General features: G+C 60.5%; 16 protein-coding genes. 8 read left to right on the forward strand and 8 right to left on the reverse strand.

The window, feature by feature from the left end; genetic code table 11:
- Positions 1–72 precede the first annotated feature (72 nt).
- Positions 73–513: a hotdog fold domain-containing protein gene (locus QOM10_RS18310; protein ID WP_150750785.1), complete on the forward strand. Its 441-nt coding sequence runs from the start codon at positions 73–75 to the stop codon at positions 511–513.
- A 64-nt stretch (positions 514–577) separates the two neighbouring features.
- Here the strand turns inward: QOM10_RS18310 and QOM10_RS18315 are convergent, their stop codons facing one another.
- Positions 578–1,264 (reverse strand): GNAT family N-acetyltransferase, encoded by a 687-nt coding sequence (locus QOM10_RS18315; protein ID WP_316916708.1) that lies wholly within the window; start codon positions 1,262–1,264, stop codon positions 578–580.
- Between the two features lie 151 nt (positions 1,265–1,415).
- Between QOM10_RS18315 and QOM10_RS18320 the strand changes: the two genes are divergently transcribed.
- Positions 1,416–1,901, forward strand: coding sequence for a DUF3592 domain-containing protein (locus QOM10_RS18320; protein ID WP_150750784.1), 486 nt, complete (start codon positions 1,416–1,418; stop codon positions 1,899–1,901).
- Between the two features lie 9 nt (positions 1,902–1,910).
- Here the strand turns inward: QOM10_RS18320 and QOM10_RS18325 are convergent, their stop codons facing one another.
- On the reverse strand, positions 1,911–2,468 hold the full coding sequence (locus tag QOM10_RS18325) for a YceI family protein (RefSeq protein ID WP_316916709.1): 558 nt from the start codon (positions 2,466–2,468) through the stop codon (positions 1,911–1,913).
- Positions 2,469–2,542: 74 nt separating this feature from the next.
- Positions 2,543–3,898 (reverse strand): MATE family efflux transporter, encoded by a 1,356-nt coding sequence (locus QOM10_RS18330; protein WP_150775050.1) that lies wholly within the window; start codon positions 3,896–3,898, stop codon positions 2,543–2,545.
- 199 nt (positions 3,899–4,097) lie between these two features.
- On the opposite strand from QOM10_RS18330, the gene QOM10_RS18335 reads away from it, so the two are divergent.
- From QOM10_RS18335 to QOM10_RS18345, 3 genes are all read left to right on the forward strand, one after another.
- The gene (locus QOM10_RS18335; protein WP_127928864.1) at positions 4,098–4,658 is read left to right on the forward strand and encodes a chorismate mutase; all 561 of its coding nucleotides are present in this window, start codon (positions 4,098–4,100) and stop codon (positions 4,656–4,658) included.
- A 123-nt stretch (positions 4,659–4,781) separates the two neighbouring features.
- On the forward strand, positions 4,782–5,144 hold the full coding sequence (locus QOM10_RS18340; RefSeq protein WP_316916710.1) for a hypothetical protein: 363 nt from the start codon (positions 4,782–4,784) through the stop codon (positions 5,142–5,144).
- Positions 5,145–5,292: 148 nt separating this feature from the next.
- Positions 5,293–6,936: a diguanylate cyclase gene (locus QOM10_RS18345; protein WP_316916711.1), complete on the forward strand. Its 1,644-nt coding sequence runs from the start codon at positions 5,293–5,295 to the stop codon at positions 6,934–6,936.
- Here QOM10_RS18345 and QOM10_RS18350 read toward each other — a convergent pair whose 3' ends face one another.
- The 3 genes from QOM10_RS18350 to QOM10_RS18360 form a co-directional block, all read right to left on the reverse strand.
- Complete coding sequence (locus QOM10_RS18350; RefSeq protein WP_127928871.1) at positions 6,937–7,230, reverse strand: hypothetical protein; 294 nt, start codon at positions 7,228–7,230, stop codon at positions 6,937–6,939. It abuts the gene before it with no gap.
- Positions 7,231–7,311: 81 nt separating this feature from the next.
- A complete protein-coding gene (locus QOM10_RS18355) occupies positions 7,312–7,698 on the reverse strand; it encodes a c-type cytochrome (protein WP_150750778.1) in 387 nt (128 codons plus the stop codon).
- Between the two features lie 52 nt (positions 7,699–7,750).
- A complete protein-coding gene (locus QOM10_RS18360) occupies positions 7,751–9,082 on the reverse strand; it encodes a PLP-dependent aminotransferase family protein (protein ID WP_316918392.1) in 1,332 nt (443 codons plus the stop codon).
- A gap of 89 nt (positions 9,083–9,171) precedes the next feature.
- Between QOM10_RS18360 and QOM10_RS18365 the strand changes: the two genes are divergently transcribed.
- Complete coding sequence (locus tag QOM10_RS18365) at positions 9,172–10,065, forward strand: DMT family transporter (protein ID WP_150775045.1); 894 nt, start codon at positions 9,172–9,174, stop codon at positions 10,063–10,065.
- Between the two features lie 3 nt (positions 10,066–10,068).
- On the opposite strand, the gene QOM10_RS18370 is transcribed toward QOM10_RS18365, so the two are convergent.
- Positions 10,069–10,884: an AraC family transcriptional regulator gene (locus QOM10_RS18370; protein ID WP_316916712.1), complete on the reverse strand. Its 816-nt coding sequence runs from the start codon at positions 10,882–10,884 to the stop codon at positions 10,069–10,071.
- A gap of 131 nt (positions 10,885–11,015) precedes the next feature.
- Between QOM10_RS18370 and QOM10_RS18375 the strand changes: the two genes are divergently transcribed.
- Positions 11,016–11,528 carry a carboxymuconolactone decarboxylase family protein gene (locus QOM10_RS18375; RefSeq protein ID WP_150750776.1) on the forward strand — a complete coding sequence of 171 codons (513 nt, stop codon included), beginning with the start codon at positions 11,016–11,018 and terminating at the stop codon, positions 11,526–11,528.
- Between the two features lie 496 nt (positions 11,529–12,024).
- Here the strand turns inward: QOM10_RS18375 and QOM10_RS18380 are convergent, their stop codons facing one another.
- A complete protein-coding gene (locus QOM10_RS18380; RefSeq protein ID WP_150750775.1) occupies positions 12,025–13,470 on the reverse strand; it encodes a SulP family inorganic anion transporter in 1,446 nt (481 codons plus the stop codon).
- Positions 13,471–13,627: 157 nt separating this feature from the next.
- Between QOM10_RS18380 and QOM10_RS18385 the strand changes: the two genes are divergently transcribed.
- Positions 13,628–13,945: a hypothetical protein gene (locus tag QOM10_RS18385; RefSeq protein WP_127928882.1), complete on the forward strand. Its 318-nt coding sequence runs from the start codon at positions 13,628–13,630 to the stop codon at positions 13,943–13,945.
- The last annotated feature ends 43 nt before the right edge of the window (positions 13,946–13,988 follow it).

Raw genomic sequence — 13,988 nt, forward strand, 5'->3', positions numbered from 1 at the left:
ACCGTTCCGTTACAGAACATTATTCTGTAACGGAACATCATTCTGCAAAATCACTTTCCGCGAGGCGTTTCCATGAGTCAGTTTCTCAGCATGTTCAACAGCGCAGGCCCGCAAGCGTTCAGCCAGATGGCCTGCCAGGTCGCGCCGTACTTCAGCACCATCAACCCACTGGTGACCGAGTTGCGTGCGAACTCGGCGACGGTACAAGTACCGTTTCGTCGTGAGATCACCAACCACCTCGGCACCGTGCATGCGATTGCCATGTGCAACGCGGCGGAACTCGCCGCCGGGATGATGACCGATGTGTCGATCCCGGCCGGCGCACGCTGGATCCCCAAAGGCATGACCGTGGAATATCTGGCCAAGGCAAAAACCGATGTGACGGCGGTGGCCAGTGGTGAAGGCGTGGATTGGCAGAGCGAAGGCGACAAGATCGTCACCGTGGACATTCACGATACCGAGAGCAAAAAAGTGTTCACGGCGCGGATCACCATGAACGTCAAACTCGGCTGAATCGGGGACACAAAAAAGCCCTTGCTGCGCCATTCACAGCAAGGGCTTTTTCAGCGATGTGTGGTCAGTGCACGGTCAGGCGCTGGCGGACAAACTCCTCGACATGGCGGGTGGTCTGGTCGAGGTGTCGGTCGCGCTGTTTCTCGGCGTCGAGCATCGCGCGCTTGCCGTTTTTCTGCAGCAGATAGGTGTGAATCTGCTGCACTTCCAGCGACCGGTAAATCGGTGTGGTGTCGATAAACCCGCGCAGGCCGTTGCTGCGGTAATGCCGGGTGCTCATCAATACCTGCGTTTCCCGTGAACCGATCACTTCAAAACCCAAGGCTTCAAAGTACGGGACTTTACCCACGGTGCAGGCCAGTTCCGCGTGGGGATAACGCCCGACCATTTCGCCGATCAGCGCCCGCGCCACGCCCTGACGCCGATGCCCTTCGCGCACCGCCATATAAGCCACGCTGCAGGCTTCCCAATCGCCCTGCACCGGCAGGTACAACAGAAAACCGATCACTTGCTCCGGATCATCCTCGTCGGCGGCGACCAGCAACTCGACGTCGGTGCCCTTCTCGCCATTCAACGCTTCCAGATACAGATGCACCTCATAGCCGACCGCGTACTGATAGACGTTGTACAGCAGGTTGCTCGGGCCGAGACCGACCGCGCTGATGTCGGTCAGGTAGTCGACGACCATCTGCAGAATCTGGCTGTTGACGCCTTCGGGGCATGGGGATTTGTAGTGGGTGATGCGTGGCATGACGAACTCCGACGGTAAAAAGCGTTGCCGACAGCCGCAGCGGTCGACGAGCCGCGACATCATACCGTGACCGACCCGGCGGACGTCTAAAGTTCCTGTTCCGAGCGCCGATGTATCGGTCTCCTACCAATGTCACCACCAGGGATCGGCCATGTACTACCCGCGCGAAGCTGCCAAGGATCACCTCTACAACCGTATCGTCATGCTGACCGTTGCTTGCTGCGTGGTGCTGCTGCTCGCTGCAATGGCTCACAAGTCCGGCATGCTTTATGGGGCGCTGAGTTTCAACGGTGTGGAAACCCGTGGCAGCGTCACGGCATTGGAGCAGATTCCAATGAACGCCAATGGCAAGGTCATTCACTATCAATACACCGATGCCCAAGGCCAGACCCATGAAGGGCAACACGCCGACGAACGCTACGTTGAGCATACCCAGTACGAAGTCGACGGCCCGATCACCCTGCTGGTGTCCCCGTGGATGCCAGATAAAAGCTGCATCGCCAGCCAGTTGCAGAGTTACCGTACGAGCTTCTGCATCATGACCGGCGGTGTGTTGCTCGCGCTGCTGTTTCTGCTGATCTCGGGCAGAACGTTCTGGCAGATTCAGGCGATGAAAGAACAGGACCGGTTTTATTGACTGGCGAGGTCACTGCTGCGGCGCCACCACTTTGAATTTGATGGCGATGTCCTTGGACACCACGGTGTCCGCCCACTCCCCCGCGCCGAGGCCGTACTCGTCGCGCTTAAGCACCAGGTCACCGTCGAAAATGCCGATGGCACTGCCCGGTTTCAATTCCACCGGCACCTGCACTTCGCGCGTAATGCCCTTGAGGGTGAGTTGTCCGTCGATCAGATAGCGACGCTCGGCCACTTGGGTGAAACGTCGGGATTCGAACACCGCCACGGGAAATTTTTCGGTGTTGAACCACGCTGGTTTCACCAGCTCGGTGTTGGCGTCTTCACTGCCGGCATCGATGCTGTTGAGGTCAATGTGCAGCGTGGTACGGGCGTTGGCGAGGTTGTCGGTATCAAAGTCCAGCGTCGCCTCGAACTTGCCAAAGGTGCCGTACATCGGCGAGCCCATCTGGTTGTAGGTAAAACTGATCTGGCTGGCGGTGGTGTTGACCCGCGTGTATTCGACAGCCTGCGCGGCAGAGATGACGCACAGCGAACACGCGGCAGCCAGCAGCAATCGGATCGACATGGGATTCTCCGGGCGGGGCTGGCCGTCGAGGGCCTCGATTGACTTAAGCAAACATCCACGCGTTACGCCAGCGCCTAAACCAGCCGCTCGATCTTCTGATGCTGCCAGACCAATTTGTAATACAAGGTCTGCAACACCAGCATGCCCAGATACGCCACCGGAAACGCCATCCACACCCCCTGCAAACCGTACTGCCCGTCCAGCCAGTACGCCGCCGGCAGTTGCACGCCGACCACGCAAATGATCGCAATCACCACCGGCACCAACACCGTGCCGCTGGCGCGCATGATCCCGCCAATGATTGCCTGGAAGCCGAACACCAACAGGCTCCACAACATGATGTGCAGCAGATGCTCAGCCATCGCCCGGGTCGAATCCTCGGTCAGGAACAGGCCCAGCAACCAGTGCGACAACAGGTAACCGAGCACAATCAAACCGCCGGTCAGGCACACGTTGATCAGCAGCCCGGTGCGAAGAATCGGCCCCATGCGTTCCAGTCGCCCGGCGCCGATGGCCTGCGCACCGAGGATCGACGCGGTGATCGCAATCGACAAGGCCGGGAACTGCACATAGTTGACGATCTGTGTCACTGCGCCATAGGCCGCCGTCGCTTGCGAACCGTGCTGGTTGACCAGCGCCAGAATCACCAGCTCCGACAGCGACAGCACAATCATCTGCACGCCGGTCGGCAGACCGATGCGCAACACTTTGCCGAGAATCGCCCCGTCAAGGCGCAGCGCAGCAAAGAACTCGCGGTCCGGCGCCAGCGGATGGCCCTTGCGGATCAGCCGCCACGCCAGCCACGCCATTGCCGCCAGGTTGCCGGCCAACCCCGCGTACGCCGCACTCTGAATGCCCAGTTGCGGCAAGCCGAACCAACCGCGAATCAGCGCTGGGGTCAGGGCCAGCCCGACACAGGTCGACACCACCAGCGCCAGCAACGGCGACAGCGTATCGCTGACCCCGCGCAACAATTGCGTGAACAACACGAACACCAGCAACGACGGCAAGATCCACATCATCACGTGGGCATACGCCACCGCATCGTCGAGCACATCCGCTGGCGTCCCCAAACCCGCCAACGCCTGTCGCGCGAAAACGCTGCCAAGCACCGCCGCCACCAGACCAATCAACACGCCGAGCAACAACGTCGCCCCGGCAATCGCCTTGACCATGTGCGGTTCGCGCGCGCCCCACGCCTGACCGATCAACACCCCGGCGCCCGCACCGAGGCCGATCACCAGTGCGATAAAGAAGAACACGATGGGAAACATCCCCGACACCGCCGCCAGTGCCTGGGTGCCGAGCATCTGGCCGATGTAGATGCTGTTGACCGTGCCCGACATCGATTGCAGAAAATTCGACAGCACCATCGGCGCGAGGAACAGCAGGTAGGTGTGCCAGAGTGGGCGTTGGGCGACGGCTTGCATTGAATAGAGGTCCATCTCGACGGCGGGAGGGCTGATTGAGGATAGCTTCGGTGAGTTGCTCGCGGGGTGCAATTAACATTTCAAATCGGTGTTTATTACCGGTGGTCACGTCTGTGTAATTGGCGCGGATCTGTAGGTGTCAGGTAACGCCTGTGGTAAACAACAGCCCTCGCCCATTTTTCTTATTGAGGCTCTGTTCATGCCGCACGTTGCCAATCTGTTGACCGCCAGCCTACTCGCCCTGCTCGCCACCAGCGCTCACGCCGCCGCGCCCGCCGAAACGTTGAAGCCGTTGCTGGAAACACTCAACGAACGCCTGAACATCGGCGACCTCGTCGCGCTGACCAAATGGGACAGTGGCAAGCCGATTCAGGACAGCCCGCGTGAGGCGCAGGTCATTGCCAATGCCCGAGCGCTGGCCGCCGAGCACAAGCTCGACCCTGAAGACGTGGCGCAACTGATCGCGGCGCAAATGGAGGCGAACAAATTAGTGCAGTACGGGTTGCTCGCACAATGGCAGGCGGCCGCTGCCGCACCAGACACCCCGCGCCCCGACCTCGGTAAACAGATCCGCCCGCGTCTGGATGAACTGCAAACCCGTCTGCTGCAGCAATACGCCGAGTTCGCGCCCTATCGCCATGACGCGAATTGCCCGGCGTGGCTGGCCAAGGCGCGCAGTGGCCTGACCCACGATGCGTTGCATGAGTTGGCTTTGACGCGGGCGACCGGTGAGCTGTGCGTGCGATCAACCACCCCATGAAACGGGGGCTCGGGCATACATTGCTGGCGTCGATAGTCACCATCACGTCAATGAAGTTCTCATAAAAAATCCACGGCGTAACATCGGCTCCAGACAAACAACTACCCCTTGGAGCACACGATCATGAAACGCCAAACCCTTCTCAGCATCGCTTTTTCGGTTTTCGCCATTAACGCTTTTGCCGCCACCCCGGCACATACCCAGGTCGCTGAAGGCGGCTCGGACAAGTTGATTGAAAGTCGTGTTGCTGAGGGCGGTTCTGATCGTCTGCTCGAACGCCGCGTTGCCGAAGGCGGTTCCGATCGCCTGATCGAACGCCGCGTTGCCGAAGGCGGTTCCGATCGTCTGCTCGAACGCCGCGTTGCCGAAGGTGGTTCCGATCGTCTGATCGAACGCCGCGTTGCTGAAGGTGGTTCCGATCGTCTGATCGAACGCCGCGTTGCCGAAGGTGGCGCTGATCGCCTGATCGAACGCCGCGTCGCCTAAACCACTGGCTTCATCGCAACCCCAAGAAAAAGCCCGGCCTGATCAGCCGGGCTTTTTCCTGCCCGCAACCATCCATTCCCCGACTGGTCACCCACCGCCCATTGCGCATACCATGCGGCCACAACTCCAAAACAGACCTCGCCTGCCCATGCTCAAAGCCAGTCTGCGTAGCCACCTCACCCTTTGGTTTGCCGGTTTGTCCCTGCTGACGCTGCTCAGCGTGGGCTTCTATGTCGGCCACATCGCCACGGAACAGATGAAGCAGGCCAGCGGCAATGCCTTGCTCAACACCGCGCGCTCGGCCGCATCGTTATTGGGCGAGCAACTGCGCGAACGCCAGTTGGAGGTGTATCTGCTCAGCCGTGCGCCGCATCTGGAGCGTGGCGATCTGGACAACCCAGCGATTCTGAAATCGATGCAACTGCGTACTCAGGCCCGCGCCGAGTATGCGTGGATGGGCGTCACCGATGCCGAGGGCAAGGTGCATCAAGCGGTGAACGGCTTGCTGGTGGGTCAATCGGTGCAACAACGGCCGTGGTTCCAGGCCGGGTTGCGCGGGGAGTACACCGGCGATCCCCATGAGGCGGTGCTGCTGGCGAAAATGCTCCCGGGCCTGCCGAACGGTGAACCACTGCGTTTCATCGATTTCGCCGCGCCGATCCGTAACGCCGACGGTCAGGTGATTGGCGTCCTGGGTGCACACGCGCACTGGAGTTGGGTAACACGCATTGTTGAGTCAGCGGCGTTTTCACATAAAAACTCAACGCCGGATATCGAGGCGTTGATCATCGATCACGATGGCAAGATTCTCTATCCGGAAGCGCTGGCGGGCCAGCAACTGGCGGCGATGGATTCGAAGTTACAGGGGTGGACGGCGGGCAACGGTTTTCTCACCAGCATGGTCACCGTACCAACGCCGTCGAGCACGGCGCTGTCGTGGTCGATCGCCGTGCGCCAGCCATTGGAAACCGCACTGCAACCGGCACGTCTGCTGCTCTACAAACTGCTGATACTGGGCGTGGTCGCGGCCGTGCTGTTTGGCCTGGTGGCCTACTATCTGGCGCTGTATCTGAGCCGACCGATCGAACAGCTCGCGCATTCGGCCAGACAAGTTCAGAACAAACAGCCCGGTGCACAATTCCCGCTGCAACACCCGGTGCGGGAAATTGCTCAGCTCGGTCAGTCCATCGATGCAATGACGCAATCACTGCTCAACAAAGAGCGCGAATTGCAAGAGGCCAATGCCTCGCTAGAAGCAACCGTCGCGCAACGCACCGCTGCGCTGACACAGGCCAACGCCGAGCTGCTGAGTCTGGCGACCCACGACAGTTTGACCGGCGTTCACAACCGTCGCCGTTTCGACGAAAAACTCACCGAATACACACTGCTGTTCCGCCGTACCGGACGCCCGTTTTCCCTGCTGCTGATCGATGCTGATCACTTCAAGCGAATCAATGACACCCACGGTCACGCGGTGGGGGATGAAGTGCTGCAGCAGTTGGCGCAGTTGATTCAGAGCAGCCTGCGCACCACCGATTTCGTCGCCCGTTATGGCGGCGAAGAATTCGCCGTACTGTTGCCGGAAATCGCCCAACCCGACACCCCGGAAGTTGTCGCCGAGAAGATTCGCGCGGCGGTTGCCGAGGCCGATTTCCCTGCGGTCGGGAATGTGACGGTGAGCATCGGTGTCGGCCTGGCAGACCCGGCCGATAACAACCACAGTGCACTGATCAAACGCGCCGATCAGCAGCTGTATCAGGCTAAGGCAGCGGGTCGCAATCAGGTCGCTTGATCAGTCGCTTTTCACTTCACAAATCCCGTTGGCCCTGTTCTTCCCGGTGTACGACACCGCAGGCGATCCGTCGGGATTGATGCTCAGAGAGATGGTCACGCCCGCGCCTTTGGCCTCGAAGTAGTTCTCATTGAATTTCTTCAACTTGCCTTCCTTGCCATTGATGTAGATCGGCCCGCCTTGATCGGCGTGCACTTCGATCTTGCCCGGGCACGTGGCGTTGAACATGGGGATGCCCGCGTGGGCCAGTCCTGTGGCAAGCAGCAGCGGTGTTGCCAATAGCAAAAATTTCATGGTGGGTTCCTTGAAGGCAGCAACAACGCCGAATAGGTTTTTCATGTCATTTTCAATCAGGGACTTCGGCAGCTCCTGCCGTCATTGCGAGAAGGTCTGAAGATAAGCCAACAGGTTGTCGAGTTTTTCTTCGTCACTCAGGCCCCAGAAAATCATCCGCGTGCCGGGCACCACGCCTTTCGGATCCTTCAGATAGGCAATCAGCGTTTCACGATCCCAAGTCACCCCCGAGTTCTTCATCGCCTCGGAATACACGTAATTAGCCGAGGTACCGGCGGGCCGCCCGATGATGCCATTGAGTTGCGGGCCGAATCCGGGACGGGCCGATTCGCCGACCTGATGACAGCCCCCGCACAGGCGCGGGAAGATTTTCGCGCCAGCTTCGGGGTCGCCTGCGGCGAGGGTGAACGTACTGAACAGGCTGGAGCCGAGCATCAGAGCGAGTGACAGTGCAGCGGTGTTTTTCATCGAGGGTTCCGGGTCGGTCTGCATCGGGCGGCGCAAGGGTAGCATTTTGTTTTTACCGGTAAGCGCCAATGATCCTGCTGATTTTGATCAATGCCTGGCGCAACACATCCATCTCTACCGAACCCAGCGCAAGCCGAATCGCATGCGGCGCATGGCCCGACACCGAAAACGGCTCGGCGGTGGTGACGGAAATCTGCTCGTGCATCAGCTCGACGACAATCTGGTCAGCGCGCACATCCTCCGGCAACGGTAGCCACAGGAAATACGACGCCGGATGGCCAACACTGGGCAATCCTTTCAACACTTCGGCCGCCAGCGCCTGCCGCGCCTTGGCATCTTTGCGTTTCTGCTCCTCGAGCAACGTCACTGTGCCGTCGTCGAGCCAGCCACAGGCGATGGCGGTCATGACGCCCGGCGTGTTCCAGGTGGTGGCGCGGATGATGCGTTCCAGTGCTGGCACCACGTCGGTCGGGGCGGCAATGAAACCGACGCGCAGGCCGGTTGCGATGTTTTTCGACAGACCCGAGACATACACCGTGCGCTCCGGTGCCAGATCGATCAGCGTACGCGGTGGGTTTTCCACCAGAAATGCGTAGGCCGCGTCTTCGATGAGGGTCAGATCATGCCGTCGGGCAATCGCCACCAACTGCTCGCGCTGTGCCAATGGCGTCACCCAGCCCAGCGGATTGTGCAACGTCGGCATGCTGTACACGGCACGCACCGAGCGGCTGCGGCAGAGTGTGTCCAGCGCCGCGAGATCCGGCCCTTGCGCGCTGACCGGAATCGCCACGACTTCCAGATGCAGCGCTTCGGCCAGTACCTTGAAGCCGGAATAGGTCAGGGCGTCGGCAGCAATCACATCGCCGGGTTTGAGCAATGCCATCAACGTGACGGCGAGGCCTTGCTGGGCGCCATTGACGATCAGTACTTGCTCAGCGTCGACAGTCACCCCGCGCGTCAACAGATGCCGAGCGACCGACGCACGTTCGTGGGCACGGCCGGCGTGCGGTTGATAACGCAACAACGCTTCCAGGTCGCCCGACAACGCCAATTGGCGCAACGCGCTGCGCAACAAATCGGCCTGACCGGGCAACGACGGGTAATTGAAATTGAGGTCGATCATGCCGACCGCCACGTCTTTCTGATCGATGCCCTGCCCCGGCGACAGCGAGGTTTCGCGGACAAACGTGCCGCGCCCGGTTTCGCCGCTGACCAGGCCCATGGCCTCCAGCTCCGCATACACCCGCGAGGCCGTGACCAGCGCCAGCCCTTCCTGAGCGGCCAGTTGCCGATGGGTCGGCAACCGCGTGCCCGGCGGCAATTGGCCCGAGCGAATATCTGCGGCATAGGCGTCAACGAGTGTCTTGTAGCGCGAGCGTGGCATGCCGGATGTATCCATGACAATTCTTTGATTGTGCTGATTCTCGGCTCTAGCATCACGACAATGCAACCCACTTCTGAGCGTGATCTGCTATGGAACGGACTTCGAATCTGACGACCCCGGCACTGGAAAAAACCAGTGGCTGGATCAATGGTTTTATCGGCGTAGTGATCTTCAGCGGTTCGCTGCCGGCCACGCGTCTGGCGGTGCTGGAGTTCGATCCGGTGTTTCTCACCGTGGTCCGCGCTGCCATCGCCGGGGTGTTGGCTGTCGCGCTGTTGTGGCTATTTCGCGAACGGCGCCCGGCGCGCGATCAGTGGCTGTCGCTGTTGATTGTCGCGCTGGGCGTAGTGCTCGGTTTTCCTCTGCTGACCGCCCTGGCGCTGCAACACGTGACGTCGGCGCACTCGATTGTGTTTGTAGGATTGCTGCCACTGGCCACAGCGATTTTTGCTGTGCTGCGCGGCGGTGAGCGGCCGCGACCGGTGTTCTGGATTTTCTCCACTCTCGGCAGCGCTTTGGTCGTCGGTTTCGCCTTGGCACAAGGCCTGACTGCCTCACCCACCGGTGACCTGCTGATGCTCGCCGCCATTCTCGCCTGCGGCCTCGGCTATGCCGAAGGCGCGAAGCTGTCGCGCGCCCTCGGCGGCTGGCAGGTGATTTGCTGGGCGCTGGTGCTGTCGCTACCGCTCATGGCGGTTTTGAGTCTGTGGCTGGCGCCCGCCTCGTTCAACACAATCAGTCTGTCGGCGTGGCTGTGTCTGGGCTATGTGTCGCTGTTCAGCATGCTGATCGGTTTTGTGTTCTGGTATCGCGGTCTGGCCCAGGGCGGGATTGCGGCAGTCGGTCAGTTGCAATTACTGCAGCCGTTTTTCGGTCTGGCGCTGGCGGCGACGCTGCTGCATGAACAGGTCAGCCTCGGCATGCTCGCCGTGACGCTGGGCGTGATCCTGTGCGTGGCCGGGGCGAAGAAATTCGCCAAATGATCCTCAGGCGCCGGCCTTCCACTCGCGAGGGCTGAGCCCGGTCTTGCGCCGAAACGCCCGGGCCAGCGCCGAAGGACTTTCGTAACCGACCTCCTCGGCAATCAGCGCAATCGGCTTGCCTTCACGCAAGCGTTTCTGCGCCAGACTGACCCGCCAGCTCAGCAGATAATCGGCCGGAGTCTGCCCGACGACCCGGCGAAACTGCTCGGCAAATCCGGCGCGCGACAGGTTGGCGACAGACGCCAGATCCGCCACGCTCCAGGGCTTTTGCGGTTGCTCGTGCATCAGGTTCAAGGCGCGGGAAAGACGCGGATCGGCCAGCCCGGCGATCATCCCCGGTTGCTGCTCGCGACTGCTGATCAAATGCCGCAACAGCAGAATCACCAGCAGTTCGAACAGTCGATCCATCACCGCCACGCGCCCGCAATGCCCTTCGAACGCTTCCTTGAACAGCCATTCGACGGTGTTGGCCAGTTCCGGGATGTCCGTCAGTTTCAGCACCAGGTAATCCGGCAGTGCCGCCGCCAGTGCATTGCCGGAACCGCCGTCAAACGTCAACGTTGCGCAGACTACTTGGGTGTCCATGGCTTCGTCGGCGAACATGCGATGGGCGAAAGGTCGGGGGAAGAAAATCAGCGACGGCTCACTGAGGCGGATCTCGCGTTCGCTGCCCGGCTTGAGCAGCAACTCGCCGGCCTGCAACAAATGCACATGGCCGACCGGTTCATTTTCATGAACCGCGACGCCGCAGAACGCGCCGCTGTGAAAAGTGCCGGCCGTCACACCGAAATGGCTGAGCAATGTTGAAAGGCGATCCATGGACGACTCCAAGAGCATATCTGGACGATCTGCCGCATATCCTCGACGATTTGCCGCCAATCCACCAGCCTCGCTCAATAACATGGCCTCCATCCCCGGCGCACTACGCACCGGACTTTCGGAGAATCACCATGAGCCGCATCCACGCAATCAGCCTCGAAACCGCCACCGACGCCACCCGCCCTGTGCTGGAAGGCGTGAAAAAGAAAATCGGTTTCCTGCCCAACGTCTTCACCACCCTGGCCAAAGCGCCGGTGGCCCTCGAAACCTACGTGCAAGCCTCGGCGATCCTCGGCAAAACCTCGCTGAGCGCCCAGGAAAAAGAAGCGGTCTACCTCGCCACCTCCCAGGTCAACGGTTGCGACTACTGCCTGGCGGCCCACACCTTGTTTGCCGGCAAGGCCGGGCTCTCGGCACAGGACATCGTCGCCGCCCGCCAAGGCGAACTCAACGCCTACGCCACCCTCGCCCGTCAGCTGACCGAAAGTCGCGGCCATTTGAGCGATGCACAGATCGCCGCCGCCCGCACTGCCGGCATCGACGACGTGAAGATCATTGAAGTGATTGCACTGGTGGCCGTGCAGAGCCTGACCAACTACCTGAACAACGCGGCGCTGACCGATATTGACTTCCCCGCCATCTGAGTCCGGCCACACAAAACCTGTTGGAGCTGACCTGCTCGCGATAGCGGTGTGTCATTCAAAGCATCTTTGAGTGACACACCGCTATCGCGAGCAAGCTCACTCCCACAGAAAAGCAAAAAATAACGCCCACTTCACACCGAGGAGCTTCTAACCACTCAACAGGATGAGCGTTAGCTCGGCTGCAGCTCTTGATCTTGATCCACGGGCGACGTCGGAAGGCTGAGTGGAGGGATTCATCCGGGGGTGGGAGCGCAGCGACCGTTTGGCGCAGCCAAATGCATCGAGAGGAGGTGCAGCGAAGCAAACCGTAGGCGATGCGCCCGGAGGGATCCCGGAGCGAAGGAACCCCGAGCCCCAACGAGCGGGCCGCACGTAGGAGCAAGCGTTTTTTTGCTTACTTTTTTTAGGCGTTTGTAAAAAAAGTGAGTCGCCGTAAGGGCGAAACCCTAAGCCGCCGTGACCGCAGCAACGGATATGTACCCGGTCAGCCAGATAATCAGTGATGCTCCTCACCCGCCCGCTTCAGCAACTTCTTGCACCGCTCAGACAAATGAAACACCTGCAAATGCTTACCCGCCTTCGCATAGCGCTCGCGCAAAGTCTTCAACGCCGCAATCGCCGAATAATCAACAAAACTCAAATGCCGACAATCCAAAGTCACCCGAGCCGGATCATTGGCCGGATCGAACTGATTGAGAAACGGCGCAGTCGAGGCAAAAAACAACGTGCCATGCAGACGATAAAGCTTGCTGCCGTCAGCCTCCAGATGCTCATCGGCATACAGCTCACGGGCCTGCTGCCAGGCAAAGTTAAGCGCGGCGATAATGATGCCGCACAGCACCGCAGTGGCCAGATCAGTGAACACCGTAATAGTGGTCACAGCGATGATCACCAGCACATCGTTGAGCGGCACTTTGTTCACCACCCGCAACGACGCCCAGGCAAAAGTCTGCTGCGACACCACAAACATCACACCGACCAGCGCCGCCAGCGGAATACGCTCGATCAGCGGCGACAGGAACAGAATGAACAACAGAATCAGCACCCCGGCGACCACACCGGACAAACGCCCGCGCCCGCCGGAACTGAGGTTGATCACGGTCTGACCGATCATCGCGCAACCGCCCATGCCGCCGAACGCACCCGAGACCATATTCGCCGCACCGAGCGCCACGCACTCGCGATCCGGGTAGCCACGGGTTTCAGTGATTTCATCGGTGAGGTTCAACGTCAGCAGGGTTTCCAGCAGACCGACCAGCGCCATCAGAATCGCGTAAGGCGCAATGATGCGCAGGGTTTCGAAATTCCACGGGATGTCCGGCAAAGCGAAGGTCGGCAAGCCACCGGCGATGTGCGCCATGTCGCCAAGGGTGCGGGTCGGCAGGCCGAACAGATAGACCAGCAGGCCGACGCCGAGGATCGCCACCAGTGCCGGCGGCACCGTTTTTGTCAGACGCGGCAGAATGTAGACGATGGCCATGGTCAGCAGCACCAGCCCGGTCATCAGGTACAGCGGCGTACCGCTGAGCCAGTCTTCGCCGCTCTTGAAATGCTCCAGTTGCGCCAGAGCAATGATGATCGCCAGGCCGTTGACGAAACCGAGCATCACCGGGTGCGGCACCATGCGCACCAGTTTGCCCAGGCGCAGCAGTCCGAACGCCATCATGATCAAACCGCCGAGCAACACCGTCGCCAGCAAATACTGCACACCGTGCTGCACCACCAACGCGACGATGACCACCGCCATCGAACCCGCCGCGCCGGAGACCATGCCCGGCCGGCCGCCGAACAACGCCGTCAGCGTGCAGATGATGAAAGCGCCGTACAAGCCCATGAGCGGATTGAGGTGCGCCACCAGCGCGAACGCAATGCATTCGGGCAACAGGGCAAACGAGGTGGTGAGTCCGGCCAGGACATCGGCGCGCAGACGAATCGGTTTCATGGCTTACCTGACTGAGCGGCCGACGAGCGCGGCCGCGGGTGTTCGGGGAAAAGAGGGTTGCGGATGTTACGGAATTGTTCCGGATCGAGCCAGTGAACGCTGACACCTGTCGGCTCGGGCTTTATGCTGGCGCGCTCCTGTATTCATCGAGTTCGACATGTCTGCATTTCTGACGTCCCGCGAAGTGTGCCAGCGTTTGCGTGAAGCGGCGCTCGGTGTGCTCGCGTTCACAGTCTGCGAAGCACCTGCCGAGACTGGGCTGGTCACAGTCGATATCGACGGCTGGCGCCTGCTGCTGGATTTTGCCGGGGGGCGATTACATCACTGTGAACACGCCCGCAGCGACGATGGACAAGAAGGCTCGCTAGAGCGCTGGCAGCGTTTTGGCACCGACCCGGTGAGCCTGCTCAGTACTTGGGAATTGGCGCAGATCGAGCAATTGCTCAAAGCGCCGACGAACGAGGTTGCTCAATGATGGCACTCTGCCCATAATTCGCGCCCTCCTCTATTCCCACGCA

The sequence above is a fragment of the Pseudomonas sp. P108 genome (assembly GCF_032613195.1).
GTDB lineage: Bacteria > Pseudomonadota > Gammaproteobacteria > Pseudomonadales > Pseudomonadaceae > Aquipseudomonas.